The organism is Morganella morganii, from assembly GCF_019242955.1.
Lineage (GTDB): Bacteria > Pseudomonadota > Gammaproteobacteria > Enterobacterales > Enterobacteriaceae > Morganella > Morganella sibonii.
The window spans coordinates 1,962,853-1,984,713 of sequence record NZ_CP066129.1 but is presented as its reverse complement, the minus strand read 5'-3'; the positions used below and the strand labels follow the sequence as shown (position 1 = coordinate 1,984,713).

Below are 21,861 nucleotides of genomic sequence, written 5' to 3'. Positions count from 1 at the left end.
ATAGTCACAACAGGACTGATAATAATAACGCCGGTAAATACCGGCGTTATTATTCTGCGGTCTGATGCCGTGTCATGCAACCGGCTGAACATCCGTTTTGTGCTTTTCCTCATCACGAAGCTCGCGACGCAGAATTTTGCCCACATTGGATTTCGGTAATTCATCACGAAACTCAATGATTTTCGGGACCTTATAGCCGGTCAGATAGCGCCGGCAGTGCAGGCGCAGCTCATCTTCTGTCAGTGATTTATCTTTGCGGACAACAAAAATTTTCACGGCCTCACCGGAGCTTTCACTCTCCACACCGATAGCGGCACACTCCAGCACAGCCGGATGCAGCATGACCGCATCTTCAACTTCATTCGGGTAGACATTGAAGCCGGAAACCAGAATCATGTCTTTTTTGCGATCAACAATATGCAGAAAACCATTTTCATCAAACTGTGCGATATCCCCGGTAGCAACCCAGCCATCTTTCAGCACTTCGGCGGTGGCATCCGGGCGATTCCAGTACCCTTTCATGACCTGAGGACCCCGGACCCACATTTCCCCCGGCTGCCCTTCGTGCACATCCGTGCCGTCATCATCCAGCAGACGGATTTCTGTGGACGGCACCGGGAAACCGATACTGCCGCTGTAACTCTTCAGGTTATGCGGATTACCGGCCACCAGCGGAGAGCACTCTGTCAGCCCGTAGCCTTCCAGCAGATGCTTGCCGGTCAGTTTTTCCCAGTTTTCCGCCACTGCTTTCTGCACCGGCATACCGCCGCCGACAGAGAGGTTCAGTGTGGAAAAATCAAGTTTGTGAAACTCCGGATTGTTGACCCAGGCATTAAACAGCGTATTGACCCCGGTGATCGCCGTAAACGGATATTTAGCCAGCTCTTTGATCGTCCCGCTGACATCCCGCGGATTAGTGATAAGCAGGTTACGGCCGCCGATTTCAATAAACAGCAGACAGTTCACGGTCAGTGCAAATACATGATAAAGCGGCAGCGCTGTGACAACCAGTTCTTTGCCGACTTTCAGTTCCGGAATATACGCCGCGCGCGCCTGTTCGAGGTTAGCCAGCATATTGCGGTGAGTCAGCATCGCGCCTTTGGCCACACCGGTGGTACCGCCGGTGTATTGCAGAAATGCCAGGTCTTCACGGTGGATTTCCGGCTTCACATACTGCATACGGTAGCCCTGATGGATAGCGCGGCGGAATGAGATAGCATCCGGCAGGTTATATTTCGGTACCAGCCGTTTGATATATTTGACCACAAAGTCCACCAGCGTGGCTTTCGGGCGTGAAAGCTGATCCCCCATACGGGTCAGGATCACATGACGGACCGTGGTGTTATAAACAATTTTTTCGAGGGTGTGTGCAAAATTGGAGACAATCACAATCGCGGCACAGCCGCTGTCATTTAACTGGTGTTCTAACTCTCTTGGTGTATAGAGGGGATTGACATTTACCACTACCATCCCTGCCCGCAGAATACCGAACAGCGCTATCGGATATTGCAGTAAGTTCGGCATCATCAGCGCGATGCGATCCCCTTTTTTCAGCCCCAGTCCGTTTTGCAGGTAAGCGGCAAATGCACGGCTTCGCTCTTCCAGTTTCCGGTAGGTCATCACCTCGCCCATATTGATAAAGGCGGGCTGGTCCGCAAAGCGCGATACCGCATTCTCCAGCATCTCTGCCATCGAGGCATAGGTGTCAGGATTGATATCTGCCGGGACATCTTCCGGATAGTGTTTAAGCCAGACTCTTTCCAAGGTTTTACTCCTGATTATTACTGCTCATCTCATAACCCGCTGGTGTTAACAAATTATTTACATAAACAAAGTATTTACATAAAACGGCGTTTTCCGGTAATTTTTCTGTTTCAGGTTGAGAGTCACATCACTAATTTGTTTTATAAAGCCAGATAACAATCGAGGCGGCAAATGCCGCCTCTTAATTTATTAGTTGTAACGCGCTGAAAATAATCATTCAGGCTTATCGCTACCGGCGGGATTATACACTTAAATCCGCCTTTATGCTGAACTTTAAGGTTACCATACCCGCAAATCCGCGCGATTAAGGGACTAAATAATCCTGCACCACTGCCGGTCCAGGCGGATAGTACCAGCCGCCGCCATAGTAACCACCACCGTAGTAGCCGTTATGCCAGCGCCACGGATCCGGCCCGTACACCGGCGGCGGCATAATCACCTGCCGGGCCTGGTGCCAGCGCTGGAAACCGGTGACATCAATAACCGGGAATGTGTACGGAACGTCGCCGATTTTACCGGTTTTCGTGCCGTTCATCAGCCCGACCACCGTGACATACTGATCACGGAAGTTATCCGGCTCCATAAAGCTGTTGATCCGGGCATATATCCGCCCGGTGATGGTTGAACCGAGGAATGGCGCACCGGTGCTGTTCAGCGGCATAACCGCGATTTCCAGCTGTGTCATATCCGGCTGATTCTGCACGCTGAGTACACGGCCGCCGAAACGCGCCTCCATTCCTTTATAGGCCTGTGGTGCTTTCTGAACGGCCTGAAAATCGGTCAGCATCGTGGTCCCGCTGCCTTTAATAGACTCCGGGACCGTGGCGCAGCCGGTCAGCGCCAGTGATATAATCACAACACCATATTTCAGACTGCTCCGTAAGCGATTCATCATGATGTGAGCTCCTGTGACGGATGGTATCCGTCAATTATGACTGATGATTGCCGGTTCAACAATTAATGCAGGCTATTTTTTGGTGTGGTGACCACAGGATGATCACCATGAATACAATAAGATTTATCACACTCAGAAAGAATAGTTGGCACCAAACGTGTAATTGATGGCGTTATTGTTATTACCTTCATGGCTGTAATTAATTGTTCCGAATACATTCAGGTCATCGGTCAATGCTGCAGTAGCACCTAATTTTACAGAAGTCCGGTTTTTTTCCGGTTTTTTGCCTGTACGGGTAAATGATGTTTCTGTACCGTTAAGCGCTCCGCTGACACTCATCGCGTCATCCTGTAAATGATGGTGATACTTTATTTCAAAATAAGGGTTCACCGGCAGGGAATGAGTACTGATATTCCATCCTCCGCTTACCACATGCCGTTCCTGTTTCTGAGAGCTGAAGTGCATTGCGGTACTGCTGCCTGAGTTTTCGCGGAAACCGTCAACTTTGTATTTATCGTATTGATAACCAATCACAGGGCCGGTGGTGATATTATCCGTCAGGTTGTAGTTATAACCCGCATTGAGTGACACCCCAAATCCTGTAGCGTTTGTTTTTCCGTTTTCTGTCCGCGTTGCTTTGCCTAACTGTATATCACGTTTGATATTATCCAGACTCAGGCTGCCAAAACGGGCACTCATATTACCCCATAAGCCATTATCCGCAGAGGATTGTATAAACAGCGATGCAACCACACCGCGGGAATCATACCGGTACTGGTCATTAACTTTATAATCGCCGTCTGATGCACTTATCATTCCGCCATAAGCAAATGCCGGTGATTCCTGAACGGAAAAGCCAACGTTAAGATCATTAGCGGTTTCCCGGCCACTCAGATCCATCCTGTTTCCCTGTGCTGATTTAGCGCTTCCGCTGAACCCGCCAAACACATTAAGTTTATTATTTCCGGGGTTATTACGTAAATTTTGTAACTGCCCATCCAGGAACGATTGGTGAGTGGCGTTGAGGTTCTCTAATGATTTCGATAAGGAAGTTGCAAAATAAGGGGCATCGACAATAGAGGCGATATATTGTGCGATAAGCGCATGACCTTCAGGGCTGGGGTGAAACCAGTCAGAGAATAAATATACCTTATCATCATGATAAGTCTCTGCACCTTCCTTACAATGAAAAGAACGGACACCGATTTGACACACAGGAACCAGAACATCATCAAAGCCATATTCTTTTCCTGACAGAATAATCTCGTCAAATAGTGTTTCAACATCAGCCCATATAATATTGCCGTGTAATTTGGACAACCCTTTTTCCATAGTATGGTTAAATTGTCCGGTAATTCTGTTTTCAACATCGGTTACCAACTGCTGATACGCATTAACAACAGAACGCGGAATTGGTAATCCGTTTTTATCTAATACCGCTTTAAAGGCATCAACAATATATTCTCTGCGTTGTTTTTCACTGCTGATTTCACCTTTGTTTTTTAGTTCATCATTCATTTGTTTGTAGAATTTTTGAGCGTTGAATTTGTCACCCAAAGCATCCTCAGCAAAGCTGAACAGCGAAACTGATGTCCACGGAGATAAACCAGCTTTTGGAATGTTAGGTGCAATAACATACCCTGCCCCTGCATCTAATAATTTTTTGACACTGGCAACAGCAAGATCCGGCGATGGTGAAATTAAATAATCCTCACCCTTATGCAGCAAACCATGAAAATCTAATTTTTTAACGCTGTTAACTATGTTATACGAAATATCATTGGCGCCAATCCATACAACATACAGGCCATTTTTGTCCGCACGTCCGTTGTTTCTGCTCAGATAGAAATCGATCTGCTGTTCACTGGTGCGAATAGATGCCGGAGATAATTTATCTGCTGTGGCACCGCCTTCAGCATAATTATCGCCGCCAAAATTAGAGGGGATGAATGGTTTATTCAGATAATATTCAGACAATATTTCATTGTATAATTTACTGTGAGAGCCAGCCAGGTATCTGCTGTCATTACCTCTGTTCCCTCCGTCACTCATACTGTCACCGATGACGATAAAGGAGTCAAAAGCAAACGCGTTGAAGCCGGATAATAAAAAAACAAGTGTTGCTGAATAAGCTAAATTTCCTTTCATGATAATCCTTGTAGTAAATGATGTGACTTTAAAAATAACGAGCAGTACAGAAAAAGGTAATACTGATATTATTTTGTATATTTGTTTGTAATAAAAGTGTGAATTTTGTTGTTATTTTTATCAGCTTCCTGATGAGTTATTTGTTGCAAAAGACGTATGTAAGCAGATGACATTAATAATATTTAGTAAAGAAACACACCACTAATCTCACAGGAATAATAAAAATCATCAGAATGGTGTATAACTATCTGTTTATTATCATTATGTCGAAATAATGAATATCAGAGATATAGTCTGATAGTTGTTTTCTGCTCAGATGTAATAATAGTGTCACTGATTTTAGATTATCCACATAAGAATAAAATATGAGTTAATATACCTACACAGGGAGTTCGGGTTGAACATGATTTTTTCTTTTGTTTGAAGCTAACGTCCGGTAGACCTGAAAATAATATTAATATTCAATCAATTATAAAATGGCGCACACGCATTCTTTATATATACTTCTGTGATACCTGTTAAAAACACATAGCAGCAAAAAGTAACACACGTGATAGTAACCCACGTGTAAATATTAATTTAAAATTAGAAATTATAGTTATCAACCAGCTTACCAGGCTAAAACAAGTCACAATGAGTATCCAATGATTGAAAAACCTTACCTTCCGGAAAAAAAGAGTGCCGAAAATGAAATTAAACTTAACTATTTTTTGGCAGAGTATAAATTCAGTGATGATTAAATGCAGATTATTCTCATGCAGCGGACATGATAAAATAAACACAGCAGCAGAACATCCTAAATAATATAAAATCACGACCGACTCTGATATAGAAATTAACGGTATCTTCCGACGAAACAGAACCGGTAATATCACGTATTACAAATGAAAGATAAAATACGCGGTATGAAATTTTCATATATTAAAAAATAACCTGAAAATGAAAACACCAGGGCTGAAAAAAGGTTTTCTGAAACCAGTCCGGAAAATCATACCATGAAAGCGTTTTTCGCAAAAATTCGGGCCGGTTCATTGTTGCCCGCTATCCGTATACGATACCAATAACTGATGCAGGTAATTCTCCGCAGGATAGTTTTGCATCAGCCTTTATTCACTGCTCTGTCTGTACCGGCTTCTGATTCAGCCTTATTACGTCAGTTATACAAGGCAAAGCCGAATATTTTTTCTTCCCCTCTCTTCTTTTGTATATATTTTAATCGGCCGGTTATCATGGATTCATCCATTCGGCTGAGCCGTGAACACTATTAATAAAAGCCCTGCCCCTGATATCCCGGCTCCTTTTTTTCGGGATAACCACCTCCGCCTCAATTAACTAAAGTAAAGGTGAAAACTATAGTAATTATTACGTAATAAAATATGAGCACACACACCAATATATACAAATAAAATGTTCACAAATGACAAGGCAAATAACATCACATCCGGAAAAATACATCTCACATTAAAATAACATTCAGAAATAATAATAGGTACATATACATAGATGCACTAACGATATTCAGTAAACACAAGATAGCACAAGATAATTAGGACGTTTCTCATAAAAAAAATAAACACCTGAAAAGTAACAAGTCATGTTCACCGAACTGATTTGGAATATCAGCTATCCGGTTTGTTTCGGGTCGTATCTCTGGCGATGGCGGGCAAAATACCTGCAATTATATGAGTTATATTTGGTTTTGATTTGTTGCTTATAACGCCATATGGATATATTTAATTTCTTCATTTACAATAATTCACACTTCATAATAATTATTCGCATCAAGTTGATTCCTGTAATAATTATGAATTTTGTGCGTAGTGTTACTAATCCATGATTTGAATATTTTGTCGTTTGTTTATTTTCACTAACAGAGCCGGCGGAACCACATCGCCATACGTTTTTATTGACTCTAAACAACGAATAACTGTACTAGGTAGAAACGATGAATAAAATCGATGTTTTTTCAAAAGCAGGAAAGGAACTGACATACAGCAATGCTAATGTCATCAAAGTTCCGCAGCCCGGCGCAATCGTAAAGGTAAATATACCTACGAATTCAATTTCCGGAGCAGTAAAGTCAGGTAATAACTTAGTCATTCTTCAAAAAAATGGTGAAAAAATCACTCTTGAAGATTTTTTCCCGGCTGGCGGAAATGCTGAGCCGACTAAATTAGTTATTGCTGATGGTGAATACCTGTATCAGGCTAATTATGATTCAGATAATTTCTCCGGACTTGAATTCTCAGCTGTCAGCAGCATGGATGAGGTTATCAGCGGTGAAGGTACCGATCAGGGGGTAAACCCTGCAGTATGGATCGTTCCTTTAGTTGTTGCCGGTGTTGCCGGAATTGCGATTGCAGCCAGTAACAGCGGCGGCGGTGGTGGCGGCGGCGGTGGCAGTACAAAACCTGTAACTCCTGTCAATCCGGATGATAAGAGCCAGGCAAAATTTGACGAGCAAGTCGCTAAAACTAAAGCTGAGTTGACTGTCACTAAACTGGATGCCCTGAAAGCCGCTGTTGAAGCATTGAAAGCTGAACCTACGGCAGAAAATCTTGCAAAAGTTCAGAATGCTAAAGCAGCGTTAGCCGAAGAATTAGCTGCTCTTCAGACGAAAGTCACTGCTTTTGAAGTATTAACCAAAGCAGCAGCAGAAAATAAACTGAATACCACTGAAGCAAAAGCACTGCTGGAAAAAATTGCTTCAGAAATGGGTGATGCAACAACAGTATCAGAGAATGCCGATACTATTGCAAAAGTAGTATCAGATCTGCTGGATTATGTTAGTGGTCTGGATACTGCTTTCACTACCATGAAAGACGTTCTTGCTGCATCTGAAGCCGCTAAAACTCAGCCTTCTGATACAAATGTACAGTCTGTGCGGGAAGCACTGGCTGCATTGCAGAGCAAACTGGCTGAACTTAAAGCAGGACTGGAAATCAGCCTGAAAGCGGCAGCTGAAAAAGGAATTGCAACAGATACGTTAAAAGCACAGGCTGATGCAGCTCTTAATAAGGTTGAAAGTGAAATCGGGACGATCACTTCTAACCTGGAAATTGCAGAAGCTAATCTGGCTGCCGTCAATGACGCATTTGCCAAAGTGACTGCTTATAACGAGAAAGTATTAGCTGCTGAAAACAAAGTTAAAGAAGCTAACCTTGCTGTTGAAGCGGCGAAAAATGCCAAAGAACAGGCTATTAAATCAAACAGCCTTGATAAAGTTGATGAAATCAATGCGCAAATCAAAGCGGCTAACGACGATCTCATCAATGCCAAGCAGGCACTTAATGAGCTGACGACAGCCCGTGAAGATGCAATCAAAGCGATTGAGAAAATCAGCCCGGATGTTGCTGCCAGCCATAAACCGAATACTGATAATCTGAAAGACGTTAGTGTAACGCCTTCAGAACCGATTGAGAAAGGTATCATTGTTAAAGAAGCAAAAGGTATTTTTGAGGCAATCAAAGATGGCCTGGCTTCACTCAAAGATTTGGCAAACAGTGAATTCAAAGAATTTGTTGATAAAGTTCTTGCATCCAAACCTGTTGAAGTTATCAAAGACATGATTCAGGGTGCAAAAGATGCTATTTCTAATATCGGCAGCACTATCTGGACCGCAATTAAAGCACCAGTTGAAGCCTTTAAAGCAGGTTTTAAAGGTGTAAAAGACTTTATTTCAGAAACCGGCAACATTATCAAATCTGGTATCAAATTTGGTATTGATGCTGTGAAAGAAGCCATTTCCGGCGGATTTAAAATTTTCAAAGATGGCATCTCTGATGTTTATCAGGCAGTGAAGAAAACGGCTCTTGATGCAATCAAAGATATGAAATTTACTGATTGGATTAACCCGATAAAAGTAATTGGTTTAGGTAAAGACATCGTTATCAGCGGTATTAAAGCAGGCATCAAAGCTACCTGGGATGCAGTTAAAGCAATTCCCGGCAAAGGATTCGAATTTGTTGTTCAGAAAATAAAAGACGGCGCAAAACTGATTAGTGATCATGTTTCAACTCAGTTCGGCACTGTGAAAGATTCTGTACAGGAAATTGTCAAAATTTTACACACTGCTTTTATTAAAAATCCGATCGATACCTTCGTTAAGCCTGTCATTGATGCGCTTAACCCGTTCAAAGCTATTCCGAAATGGGGTTCAATTATTATTGAATCCATTAAAGATGGTATTGATATCCTGAAATCGCTTAAAGATATTCCGGGTAAAGGTATTGAAATTATTAAAGATATGATCAGTGATATTCTGGGCTCCTCCAAAGGCGATAAAGTCTCTGAAGGTGACGGAAATGAAATTAAGGCATTCCTGAAAGAAATCACAGATGCTCTGGAAACCCACACTGATGAAGTTGCTAAAGTCAGTGATGGTAAAGCAGCTGATGAAATCAAAGTGACTGATGAAGTTAAAGCTGCTGATGAAGTTAAAGAACCGGCATTCGAATTAAACGAACTGCTGTCTGAAAACAATACCGGTATCAATCTGGATGCAATTGCACCTAAAGAAGAAACCGTAAATGTTTCAGTACCTTCTGAAGCACAGGCAGAAACACAAGTATTTGTGAATCAGCCAATGATTGATGATCAGGCTAACCTCGTGAGTATGGTTGCTTAATGTAATATCAGATAATACCCTGCATAAGGAATATGCAGGGTATTATAAACCCAGCTCAATCTGATGAAACGTATGAAATTTTGTAAAGTCCGCTATCTGTCTGCTTTAGTCACAATAATATTTCATAGTCAGTCTTTTGGTAACAATGATACTTTTTATCCGGTAACATTTGATGCTAACGGAAAAAAGACAGCACTGGTATTTGGTGTTTTTTCTAAATCCGGCTCAGACTCAAATTCAAACTCAGATGAAAATAATAATCTCTCTGCAAATACACAATTAAACACATCTCCCGGCATGTTAAATAGCCCGCGTTATTTGAATCAGAATACAAATTCTGATAAATCTGAACAAAATAGTGAAATTGACGTTGCATCCCTGCCGGGATATCAGCAGATACCCACACTAAAAAATACCGGGCCGGCAGGTAATTACGGGAATGTTGATATCCGCTCAATTGTGGATATGGCCATTTCCTGGCACCCTGCTATTAAACGTTCAGGCCGCGAAGTTGAAAGAGCCAAAGAAGCGATTGAAGAAGCTAATTCAGCTTATTACCCGTCATTAAATATGGGGGTAAAAACCGGCCTGGAACAAAACGATTATGGTAACGGAAATGATCGCTCGAATAAAATCACTGTTGCTGCTGAACAGATGATCTATGATTTCGGAAAAACCAAAACAAAAGTATCATTAAATGAATTAAATACGGTTTACTCAGAATATGAACTGGAAAAAGAAATTAATGATATTGCATACCAGACGGTAAACGCCTATTTGCAGGTAGTAAAGTATAAACAACTTATTGAAATTGCTGATGAGCAATTATCCGGCTTTGCTAAAATTAATGAGATCGCCAAAAAACGAACGGCTCTGGGTGCCAGTGCAGAGTCAGACTACTCACAATCAAAAGTCAGACTGGCATCTTCGGTATCACAGCTGAATGACTATAAATCCCAGTATAACCGCTGGAGTGCCACCCTGAATAACATGGTTAACAAAAGTATTTCAGACAAAATTGTTATCCGCTTTCCTGATGAATTACAATCGTCCTGCACAATGCGTATGGATGAAGCATTTTCATCTCCGATGATTCGCATTGCGGAATCGCAGGTAAGTGTTGCCAGAAAACAAATCGAATTAGCAAAATCTGAACATTACCCGACAATTTCACTGAATCCATTCTATGAATATGAGATAGAAGACAGGAACAGCAATAGTTACTCTAACCGGAATAAAGATAAATTTGGTGTTTATCTTAATGTAAAAGCACCATTATATCAGGGAGGCGCAATATCATCCCGTGTCCGGCAAGCAGAACAGGCATTATATGCTGCCAATAACAATTTAGAAAATGAATATACTAACTCACGGTTAAAAATATCTGAATCATCCAGTCAGGTTGAAAACGCCAAACTGAGTTTACAGGCCAAATTAAACCGGGCAACCGAATCTATACGCACGCGTGATTTATATATGATGCAATATGAACAATTAGGAACCCGCTCTTTTACGGATTTAATCAGTGCGGAATCAGAAATCCATCAAACAAAAATGGACATTATTAACAGTGAATACAACATTGCCAGTTTTTCTGTCGAATGTTTATACCAGACAGGTACATTGGCACAAAATTTCTCTAAATTCTAATGAAGGATTAAACTGTGAGTGTCGATTTTCTTGATGATGTCATTGACAATAAACAAGCTGAAAAACAACATTATTATGAAAGCTGGCGTAAAGCCATTATTCAGATAGCACACTATTACCGCTTAAACATATCAGAACAAAATATCCTGATTACGTCTTTATGGAGTAAAGACATGCAGGAAACAGCGGTAATCCGTATGATGACCAAACAAGCCGGATTATCATATAAATTTAATGCTGTCAAAAAATATAAATTTAACACCTGGCTCTTTCCTCAGGTAATTGAATTTAATGACGGTCAGCTGGCGTTATTAAAAAATATTGATAATAACGGTAATCTGGTTATCTCTTATGTCGAGGATGACGGATTAATATCTGTCCTGTCCCGCAGTGAGCTGGAAGAAAAAGCTTCACGGATAGTGACATTAAGACCGGTGAAAAATGCGGCAGACCCGCGTATTGATGATTATGTAAAACCAACTGAAAAATACTGGGTCTGGAAAATAATTTTTGCAGATATGAAGCCTTATTACTTTGTGATTCTGGGCTCCTTGTTTGTCAATATACTCGGTTTGGCCGGTATTACTTATTCTATGCAGACGTATGACCGGATCATACCCGCGCAATCATATCCGACCATGTGGGTTCTGTTTTCGGGTGTTGTACTTGCCTTTATTTTTGATTTTACCTTAAGGCTGCTGCGTTACAGCGTTGTCGATATTCTGGGCAAACGCGCTGATTTAGTAATTTCTGACCGTGTATTCGGTCGTTCATTACGGATTAAAAACGGATTCCGCCCGAAATCGACAGGAACATTTATTTCCCAGTTACGGGAATTAGAACAAGTCCGCGAGATGATGACATCGTCAACCGTTGTTGCCATCGCTGACCTGCCCTTCTTCTTCTTATTTCTGGCTGTCATTTATTCCCTCGGCGGAATAGTTTTCGTCGTTCCGCTGGCCGGCATGATCCTGATGGTATTACCCGGCTTTTTCGCACAGAAAAAACTGGCAGTACTGGCTAACTCAGCAATGCGTGAATCCAGTCTGCGCAACGCGATGCTGGTGGAAACCGTACAGGGACTGGATGATATTAAATTCTTACAGGCAGAACACCGTTTCCAGCAGCAATGGCTGCATTACACCAAAACAACGGCTGAAAATAGTCTTGAGCTGAAACACCTGACGCATAAGCTGACATCATGGTCATATCTGATACAAAATGCCGTGTTTGTCTGCGTGGTTCTGGTAGGCACACCGCTGGTTATGGATGGTGAATTGTCAACGGGGGCACTGGTTGCTTCATCTATTCTGAGTTCACGTATGATGGCGCCTATTTCTCAGATCGCCGGTATTCTGACCCGCTGGCAACAAACAAAAGTCGCGATGTCGGGCCTGGACAGTATTATGCAGTTACCGGTTGATCATCCTGAAAATACAAAGATGGTGCATCGCCCTTCATTAACCGGTCAGTATTCTGTCCGTGATGCTTCCTTTGTTCACAATCAGGAAAGTAAACGCATTGCGATCAAAGTGACAAAACTGGATATCTCACCGGGTGAAAAAATTGCACTGCTCGGTCGTAACGGTTCAGGCAAATCATCCTTACTCAGTGCTCTGGCGGGTATGATGATCCAACTGGATGGTGAAATTACACTTGATCACCTGAATATCAGCAATATTGACCCTGCCGATTTACGCAGAGACATTGGTTATTTAACACAAAATTCGCGCTTGTTTTACGGTACTATCCGGGAAAATATTACATTAGGCATGCCGGTTGCTGAAGATAGTGAAATTATTGATGCTATCCGCCTGACTGGTGCTATTAACTTTATTAATCAGCTTCCTGATGGCTTGGATTATGTTATTCAGGAAGGCGGCAGCGGATTATCAGGCGGACAACAGCAGACACTTTTATTAACAAGATTAGTGTTACGGAACCCTAATATTATTTTACTGGATGAACCAACAGCAGCTTTAGATGAAGTTACTGAAAAAGAGTTCGTTGATAATATGAAATCCTGGCTGAGTGGTAAAACAGTCATTATTGCCACACATCGCAGAAAAATCCTTGAATTAGTTGATCGTGTAATAGTCGTTTCGCAGGGAGAAATCCTTATGGATAAACATAAAAGTGATGTTGCAGCTTCGATTTAACAGGTGACAATATGAAAAAATCATTATTCAAAAACATATCGTCATTTATAAGAGATGTTTTTATGAAAAATAGTACATCTCACAGTTATGACGGTGTTGATGAATTTTCACATGATGAAGGTAAGGATGTTACTGCAAGCCGTGCGGCAACTATATTATTTTCCATTATGGGTTTTTTATCCGTTTTTTTAATCTGGAGTGCCTTATTTAATATAGATGAAGTTTCAAAAGGCAATGGTAAAGTCATTCCAAGCTCAAAAGAGAAAATTATCCAGTCAATGGATGGCGGGATTCTCGAGAATATTCATGTAAAAGAAGGACAAATTGTTGATGCCGGTCAGATTTTAGTTCAGCTTGATATTACACGGACACAATCTACGGTTGCAGAGTCAGAATCAAAATACCGTGCATTACTGGCCCAGCAATCCCGGCTGTATGCCGAAGTAAATAAAGTTCCGTTAGTATTTCCGTCAGAATTAGATGAATTTACTGAATTAACCGGTGCGGAAAAACGGCTTTATGATTCACGGCGGCAGCAATTTGAAACGTCCATGAAAAATATCAGGGATTCAAAATCATTGCTGAACCGTGAGTTAGCGATCAATTCCAGGCTGGCAAAAGAAGGCGCATCAAGTACCGTAGATGTTATCCGCTTAAAAAAACAGCTTGTTGATCTAAGCATGAAAGAGTCTGAACTCCTTTCTGATTACTATGTCAGATCACGGGAAGAACTGTCCAAGGTTTCTGCTGAGATAGGTTCATTGTCTCAGATTATACTCGGACGTAAGGATATGTTATCGAAATCAACTATCCGCTCTCCTGTCCGGGGCGTTGTCAAAAATATTGAAATTAATACTATTGGTGGTGTTGTGCCACCAAATGGCGAGTTAATGAATATTGTTCCGCTGGATGATAATCTATTAATAGAAGCCCAGATATCACCACGGGATATTGCATTTATTCATCCCGGACAAGCTGCAAAAGTAAAGATTACTGCATATGATTATTCAATTTATGGAGGACTGGATGGCGAAGTAGTTACTATTTCACCAGACACGATTAAAGATGAACAAAAACCGGATCTTGTTTATTATCGTGTTTATATCAAAACCGATAAGGATTATCTGATAACAGATAGTGCAAAGCAGTATTTTATTACACCCGGAATGGTAGCCAGTGTTGATATCCGAACCGGAAATAAAACTGTTTTGCAATACTTAATTAAACCATTCAATAAAATAAATGAAGCTCTCAGAGAGCGGTAACAGGTAAATATCATGAGTAATAAAAACACTGAGTTCAAAGAAATCACTGTAGCTGAAAAAAAAATTCTTCATCATTAAACTTGATCCGTGGAGACGTTTAACGTTTATTGCTGATTTCCAGAAAGACTTTTTGATTCCTGTCATCAACAGTATCGGTGAAGAAAAAATCAGCGGTATGTTAAATAACAGCAATGCTGCAGACTTTGACTTTATGTCAGTTATTACATCATTATCTGGTGTTATCGATGGCAGTACCATTGAAAAATGGACAAAACGTATCTTAAATGAAGGTCTTGTTATCTACTTACGGGATGATGAAAAGAAAGCGAAGCTGGCTTTTGTTGAGCTGAATGATTTTTTCACTAACCCGATAGATATTCTGATGTTAATGAAAGAAGCGATTATGTTTAACCTTGAAGGCGTTACTGACTTATTTAGTAACTTCAAACAATCTCCGACACTGGCTGAAGGCTAAGAACAGACTAAAGCTAAGACAAAACCATCATAAATAAAAATCCCGGCAGAGAAAACCCCTGCCGGGATTTTATTATTTATCTGCATCTTAAATACTCCCTTCCCTCTGAAAAATGAAGTCCGTTCAAAACAACCAGTTTCGTTATAAGTGATATATTTTTTAGTTTTACTAATGCATGTAATAAAACCAGACCCAATGACATTATCAGCACTTTGAGCTGAATAAAAAACATTTAATAATTATGATGCTCTAATATAGCATATATCATGTATTCAATTACACGACGTTTACTAACGTTAAGCTGTTATCGTATAATTTAATTTGCTGTATCTGTTTCTATTTTTTATCTTATAAAACATATATTTCAAAGGGCCTTTACCATGACCAACATCCTAAGTACAGATGGCTACTCAGCCAATTCGTCTGATGGCGAAAATAAAGTAAACAAAAATAAAAAAGTGGGAGACTATGATGAAAACGGAATAGTGTCGGATAAGAGCACGTATTCATCTATTGATAACATCAGCAATCTTGCCAATAAAATCATTGCTGAAGGTGAAAACAAATCCGTACTGACAAACACCCGTTCATCACTGAAAAATGCATTTCCGGCAACCGGAAATACGGATACTGCCAATACAGCACGCTCATCTTCACCAGCTGAAGAAATTAAACCTGCTGGTAAAACAGAGACCGATTCAGCTAAAAATGCCGATATCAGTAGTTTCAGTGAATCAGAATCAGCGGTAACTGAACCGGTATTTATTTATGATTCTGTAAAAAGCAACCATGCAAATATTTCAGCTGATTTCGTCCCGGATGCAACAAGCTCCGTCACGCCTGATAATCTGGCTGGTACCACAATACCGGATATGGCCGCTGTCAATACGAATTCAAACGATCCCGTATCCACGACAGAGGTATTATCCGGATCTGAAGTAAATAACAATACTGCTCAGTCAGGTGCTTCAGATGCAACTGTCACACCAGAAAAAACAGAACCTGCATCGACCTCTCTTTCTGATATCATCAATGGTATTAAAAATTTATTATCCGGCCTTGATGGTTCATTCCTTTCCAATTTAAAAGCCCTGCTATCAAATGCGGTTAATATTATTAAACCGGTTAAGGACTTTATTGGTAACATCAGTGAAAAATTAAAAGGTATTCTTGATGGTGGTATCTTTAAACTGCCTGCAAAGATACTGGAGTTCTTTAAGAGTGATTTTAGTAAAATCCTTGAACTCCCTAAAAATATACTGAAATTTATTTCAGATAAACTCAAGCCGGTTCTGGATGGCAGCATTTTAAAATTACCATCAAAAATCATTGAGTTTGTTAAAAGTAACTTTGATAAACTATTTGAATTACCAAAAAAACTGATTTCATCTGTTACTGAAAAAATAAAATCTGTTTTTGATGATGGCATTTTTAAATTACCATCAAAAATTATTGAATTTATTAAGTCTATAACGGGTAAGTTCACTGACTCTTCAGATAAGCCTGTTGCATTCGGTATGGCAAAAGCCGCAGCTGAAGAAAGCAGCCCGCTGAAGCTTCCGGCGAAAATTTTAGAATTTATCAAAACCAATTTTGGTAAGTTATTTGAGCTGCCGAAAAAACTGCTTACATCTGTCACCGAAAAAATCAAATCTGTTTTCGATGGCGGTATCTTCAAGTTACCATCAAAAATTATCGAATTTGCAAAAGAAAATTTTGGTAAGTTATTTGAATTACCGAAAAAACTGATCTCATCTGTTATTGAAAAAATCAAGTCTGTTTTTGATGGCGGTATCTTCAAGTTACCATCAAAAATTATCGAATTTGTAAAAGAAAATTTTGGTAAATTATTTGAATTACCAAAAAAATTGATTTCCTCTGTCATTGATAAAATTAAACCTGCTTCCGAAGGCGGCATTGAAAAATCACCATCAAAAATTATCGAATTTATTAAAACAAATTTCGGTAAGTTATTTGAATTACCAAAAAAACTGCTCACATCGGTTACCGAAAAAAATTAAATCCATTTTCGATGGCGGCATCTTCAAGTTACCATCAAAAATCATTGAATTTGCTAAAGAAAACTTCGGTAAATTATTTGAATTACCGAAAAAACTGATTTCATCTGTCACCGAAAAAATCAAATCTGTTTTCGATGGCGGCATCTTAAAATTACCAACAAAAATTATTGATATTGTTAAATCTGCATTTGGTAAAGTACTTGAACTGCCGAAGACAATTGTTAAGTTTATCAGTGACATCCCGAAATCAATTGGTTCAATCAGTGACAAAACCTCAGGTTTAATCAGTAAAGTTATCGGTAATATTGAAAATAACATTAAAACCATTGCTGATTCCATGGCAAATACTGCTCACAATATTACCTCTGCACTTCTGAAAGGCACAGTGGGTAATTTTAATGAGTTCGTATCAACCATTGGTGGTTCAATTGATAATGTCATTAAAAGTCTTTTTGGTAATATCGGTACATTCTTCAGCAGCCTTCATGAAACCGTATTTAATGTCATTAAAGGAATGGGTGAAAGTACATCTTTCATCACGACGGGTATTAAAAACTTCTTTGACAACATGACAGAAAGTGCCACAACAAACGTAGGCAAAATTACCAATCTGATCAGTGATATTGTTACTAAAGTAACAACCGGCATTGACAGTATCGTTAATTCAACAAGTAATGGTTTCAGTAAATTTGTCGAAGGGATTAACAGTGTTGTGAATTCGTTTAGTGACGGATTTGGTAAACTGACCGGCGGTATTGATAGCCTGGTCAATACACTGAGTAATGCCTTTACTAAAATTATCACCGGTACACAAAGCGTTATTGATGTTATCAGTAAAGGTGTGAAGACATTTGATGATGTGATGAAAGTTGTCGCCGGTACCATTGAAACAGTCAAAGATATTCCGATTATCGGTACCTCAATCACCTTAATTGACGATGCAATTAAAGGTCTGTTTAAACTCGCTAATCCGATTGAAGGTATCAAAAAAATCATTGATATGGTTAAAGAGTTATTGCCATTAATCAAACCATTCTTACCGGGCGGAAAATCTTCTGCACCAATGGAAAAAGCAGCGATCGAAGAGAAGCATCATGATAATGAGATGGTTAAATCTTTCGCAGAAAAAGCAGCCTTTGGTGAAACACATGAAGATACCCTGCTCGGCAAGCTGTTAGCGGATAAAGCTGTTCAGGATAAATCAGCAATGTCTGACTTAACTGAAATGACAGCAGACCATGTATCTTCAGCAGATAATGCAATGCCTGATATGTTGTCAGACAGCGATCTGCTCATTGATAATGGTCATGGTCATATTTCAACTGAATTGTTAGGGCCGGCGGAGCAGGTTGCATTCAGTTCTGTTTCTGCAGAAACTGATGTCACTGAAGTCAGCCACAGCGATCTTATCAATAACCTCTTTAACCAGGATAATCAGCACCTTGCGTTAGTTGCCTGATAACAGATATTGATCGGGGTCTGATTTCTGTACTGAACTGAAATCAGACCTTTTAATACTGTTTCCTGAATTTAAACAGTCTTATCTAATCCCCCTCAGTGGCAACTATGCTGACACTGAGGGGCACATCAGGCCTGATCCGCCACTGAAGAATATCGCTTTCACTGACACAAATCTGAACACTCCGGCTGTCGCTTTCTGCGGATTCAGGCGAAATTGCGATCAACCTGTTTTTTTACGTTATTCCCGGCCCGGTAATTTCTTCCAGGTCACTTCGTTGCGCAGATACACCGGCTCCGCCGATTCAGGGGCAGATGTTTCCCCGCGGTGCAGTGCGTTCAGTGCCGGCGGCAGCATATCCTGTGCATGCGGCAGGGTAATCTCTGTCATCAGCGTCTTAATGGTCAGTGCTTCCTGCATCTGCGGATATGCGGCCCAGCCGGTACCGGCCAGTCCCCACTCACCGGAAAGTTCAGCGCAGCGGGTGACAAAATCAGCCGGTTTCAGCACTGCTTCCGCCAGTTCCTGCCGGAAAATCCCCTGCTCATCCCGGACATAGGCGGCACAGTAGACTTCATCCATACGGGCATCGATGGCGACCAGTACCCGGGAAAGCCCGGAGGTACGGAAAACACCTTCCGCCATGGTTTCCAGTGATGAGACACCGATCATCGGCAGTTCAGCGCCCAGCGCCAGTCCCTGAGCTATCCCCACACCAATCCGGACACCGGTAAAACTGCCCGGCCCCTGACCAAAAGCCAGCGCATCAAGATCACGGAGAGTGAGATTCTGCGCAGCCAGTACCGCCTGCACCATCGGCAGGATACGCTGTGTGTGTTCGCGGGGGGTGACGGCGAAATCGGCAGTGATCTCACCATTGTTGTAAAGCGCAACAGAACAGGCTTCTGTTGCCGTATCTAAGGCTAAAATTCGGCTGGACATGCCATAACTCCGGCAAATAAATAAGGTTTATGGTAACAAAAAAATCACCATAACAGTGACTTTTATTGCAAAACGGATTCAGTTTTAGTCTGCGGTGCGGCGCTGTGACTGCCGGGCTGCCAGGAACTCCGCCGCTTTGGTCAGTGAGCGTGTCCGCGGCGACGGCGGCAGACTTTTCAGGAATATTTCCCCGTAAGGCCGCATAACTATCCGGTTGTCGCAGATCACAATCACGCCGTAATCCTCCGTGTCACGGATAAGCCGCCCGACCCCCTGTTTGAGGCTGATAACCGCATCCGGGATCTGAACATCACGGAACGGGTCACCGCCGCGTACCTGGCAATCCTCCATCCTGGCTTTCAGCAGCGGATCATCCGGCGCGGTAAACGGCAGTTTATCGATGATAACGCAGGTCAGCGCATCGCCCCGCACATCCACCCCTTCCCAGAAACTGGCGGTTGCCACCAGCAGTGCATTACCGGAGGAGATAAACTCACTGAGCAGTTGCGTTTTGCTGGTTTCCCCCTGCACCAGAACCGGCAGTGTCAGCGACTGACGGAATTCAGCAGCGAGATCCCGCATCATCTGATGTGAGGTACATAAAAAGAAACAGCGGCCGCGGTTGTGGTTGATCAGCGGCCGCAACTGTTCCGCCAGCTGTTTTGCCGCGCCGTACTGATTCGGGGACGGCAGAAAACGCGGCACACAGAGCAGTGTCTGTTCCTGATAATTAAACGGGCTCGGCAGGATCAGCATTTCGGCATGATCAAGCCCGAGACGGCGGGTAAAATGGTGCAAATCGTCATTCACCGACAATGTAGCCGAGGTGAATACCCACGCCATCTTCTGACTGCTCATCATTTCACGGAATTTGTCTTCCACGGTCAGCGGTGTCAGCGCCAGCAGGAAATGGCGGCCATAGCTTTCAAACCAGTAGCTGTAACCGGGGATGGAAACATCTTTCAGCCGTTTGAGGCGGTTGCGGTACAGGGTCGCCCGTTCGAATGCGGCATCCAGCATCGCGGAACGGCCGAGGGAGAGTTTCATTACGTCATAACAGAGTTCCAGTGCATCATCGAGCAGCGTGAGTGCCCGCTGAAACTGCGGCTGTGCCAGCAGTTCGCGCAGATTACCGCGAAAACCGGTATCGCCGAGTGCCAGCCGGAAATCCTGAACACTCATGGTCAGGCGGTCGGCACATTTCTGTAACTGCGCCTGGTCACGCAGTTCACTGCGGTAAGCTAATGTGATATCGCGGGTAAGATCAAATAACTGACGGCTGCTGAGCTGCTGACCGAAATACTGACTGGCAATATCCGGGATCTGATGTGCCTCATCGAAAATAATCACATCCGCTTCGGGGATAAGTTCCCCGAAACCGGTATCTTTTACCACGCGATCCGCCATAAACAGGTGATGGTTTACCACCACCACATCCGCGTCCAGCGCCTTGCGCCGGGCTTTCAGTACAAAGCACTCTTTATACTGCGGGCAGTCGCTGCCGAGGCAGTTATCGTTGGTACTGGTGATCAGCGGCCAGACCGGGCTGTCTTCCGGAATATCATGGCAGGTGGTGATATCCCCCAGCTCAGTCACACTTGCCCAGCGCCGTGCGGCCACTATCTGCGTGAGGGTTTCCGGCTCCATATTAATATCGCCGAGGGTCTGTTGCTCCAGCCGCTCCAGACAGAGATAGTTTGAACGCCCTTTAAGCAGTGCCACTTTACCGTCATAGTCCAGTGCCTGAACAATTGTGGGGAGATCGCGGTTATAGAGCTGATCCTGCAACGCCTTGGAACCGGTGGAGACAATCGTTTTCTTTCCGGCACGCAATGCAGGCACCAGATAGGCGAAGGTTTTGCCGGTCCCGGTTCCGGCTTCCGCCACCAGTTGCCCCTGCGTTTCAATTATCCGGCTGATCGCTGCCGACATCGTCACCTGGGCTTCCCTCGGCTGAAAACCTGGAATGACACGGGCTAAGCGGCCGTTTTTTGCAAAATCGTCTGACACGCGCGTTCTCTTCTGACAAAATAGGCGGTAATTATGCCAAGGCTTGAGCAATAGCACCACCTTGCCGTGTAAGAAACTGGATATATTTACAGGAGAGAGAATGACAATTCAGCGAATTGATCCGGAAGACCGCTGGTCTGAAGCGGTAGTACACAACAACACCGTTTATTACACCAGTGTTCCGGAAGATCTGAGCGGCGATATCACCGCCCAGACCACCAGTGCCCTGCACGCAATTGATAAAATTCTGGCACGCGCCGGTTCAGATAAAAGCAAAATCCTCGATGCGACCATTTTCCTCGCAGATAAAGCGGATTTTGCCGGTATGAATACCGCCTGGGATGCATGGGTCGCGAAAGGCAGTGCACCGGTTCGCTGTACCGTGGAAGCGGCACTGATGCACCCGGATTATAAAGTCGAAATTAAAGTTATAGCAGCAGTCTGAG

Annotated in this window: 13 protein-coding genes; 8 read left to right on the top strand and 5 right to left on the bottom strand. The window is 42.4% G+C overall.

Going from position 1 to position 21,861, the window contains the following annotated elements:
- Positions 1–72: 72 nt before the first annotated feature.
- The 3 genes from fadD to JC793_RS09135 all read right to left on the bottom strand — a co-directional run bounded on the left by fadD (position 73) and on the right by JC793_RS09135 (position 4,807).
- Positions 73–1,764, bottom strand: a complete 1,692-nt coding sequence (gene fadD / locus JC793_RS09145; RefSeq protein WP_166707734.1) for a long-chain-fatty-acid--CoA ligase FadD — start codon at positions 1,762–1,764, stop codon at positions 73–75.
- Positions 1,765–2,068: 304 nt separating this feature from the next.
- Complete coding sequence (locus JC793_RS09140; RefSeq protein ID WP_046892180.1) at positions 2,069–2,659, bottom strand: Slp family lipoprotein; 591 nt, start codon at positions 2,657–2,659, stop codon at positions 2,069–2,071.
- Positions 2,660–2,791: 132 nt separating this feature from the next.
- Positions 2,792–4,807, bottom strand: a complete 2,016-nt coding sequence (locus JC793_RS09135; protein WP_218428248.1) for an autotransporter domain-containing protein — start codon at positions 4,805–4,807, stop codon at positions 2,792–2,794.
- A 1,945-nt stretch (positions 4,808–6,752) separates the two neighbouring features.
- Between JC793_RS09135 and JC793_RS09130 the strand changes: the two genes are divergently transcribed.
- The 7 genes from JC793_RS09130 to JC793_RS09100 all read left to right on the top strand — a co-directional run bounded on the left by JC793_RS09130 (position 6,753) and on the right by JC793_RS09100 (position 18,463).
- A complete protein-coding gene (locus tag JC793_RS09130) occupies positions 6,753–9,434 on the top strand; it encodes a BapA/Bap/LapF family prefix-like domain-containing protein (RefSeq protein WP_218428246.1) in 2,682 nt (893 codons plus the stop codon).
- A gap of 63 nt (positions 9,435–9,497) precedes the next feature.
- Positions 9,498–11,084 (top strand): TolC family outer membrane protein, encoded by a 1,587-nt coding sequence (locus JC793_RS09125; RefSeq protein ID WP_166707731.1) that lies wholly within the window; start codon positions 9,498–9,500, stop codon positions 11,082–11,084.
- A gap of 14 nt (positions 11,085–11,098) precedes the next feature.
- Positions 11,099–13,243, top strand: coding sequence for a type I secretion system permease/ATPase (locus JC793_RS09120; RefSeq protein ID WP_247717349.1), 2,145 nt, complete (start codon positions 11,099–11,101; stop codon positions 13,241–13,243).
- 11 nt (positions 13,244–13,254) lie between these two features.
- Positions 13,255–14,508, top strand: a complete 1,254-nt coding sequence (locus JC793_RS09115; RefSeq protein WP_107679084.1) for an HlyD family type I secretion periplasmic adaptor subunit — start codon at positions 13,255–13,257, stop codon at positions 14,506–14,508.
- A gap of 52 nt (positions 14,509–14,560) precedes the next feature.
- Positions 14,561–14,983: a phage tail assembly chaperone gene (locus JC793_RS09110; protein ID WP_348772311.1), complete on the top strand. Its 423-nt coding sequence runs from the start codon at positions 14,561–14,563 to the stop codon at positions 14,981–14,983.
- A gap of 380 nt (positions 14,984–15,363) precedes the next feature.
- Entirely contained in the window at positions 15,364–17,004 is a 1,641-nt protein-coding gene (locus tag JC793_RS09105) for a phage tail family protein (RefSeq protein WP_218428242.1), read from the top strand.
- Positions 16,958–18,463, top strand: a complete 1,506-nt coding sequence (locus JC793_RS09100; protein ID WP_218428240.1) for a phage tail protein — start codon at positions 16,958–16,960, stop codon at positions 18,461–18,463. Before JC793_RS09105 ends, JC793_RS09100 begins: the two co-directional genes overlap by 47 nt.
- A 240-nt stretch (positions 18,464–18,703) precedes the next feature.
- Here the strand turns inward: JC793_RS09100 and tsaB are convergent, their stop codons facing one another.
- Both tsaB and yoaA read right to left on the bottom strand, forming a co-directional pair.
- Positions 18,704–19,405: a tRNA (adenosine(37)-N6)-threonylcarbamoyltransferase complex dimerization subunit type 1 TsaB gene (tsaB, locus tag JC793_RS09095; RefSeq protein ID WP_218428239.1), complete on the bottom strand. Its 702-nt coding sequence runs from the start codon at positions 19,403–19,405 to the stop codon at positions 18,704–18,706.
- Positions 19,406–19,489: 84 nt separating this feature from the next.
- Entirely contained in the window at positions 19,490–21,415 is a 1,926-nt protein-coding gene (gene yoaA / locus JC793_RS09090) for a DNA repair helicase YoaA (RefSeq protein ID WP_218428237.1), read from the bottom strand.
- 100 nt (positions 21,416–21,515) lie between these two features.
- Here yoaA and JC793_RS09085 point away from each other — a divergent pair, with 100 nt between their 5' ends.
- Positions 21,516–21,860, top strand: a complete 345-nt coding sequence (locus JC793_RS09085) for a RidA family protein (RefSeq protein WP_004237501.1) — start codon at positions 21,516–21,518, stop codon at positions 21,858–21,860.
- Position 21,861 lies beyond the last annotated feature (1 nt).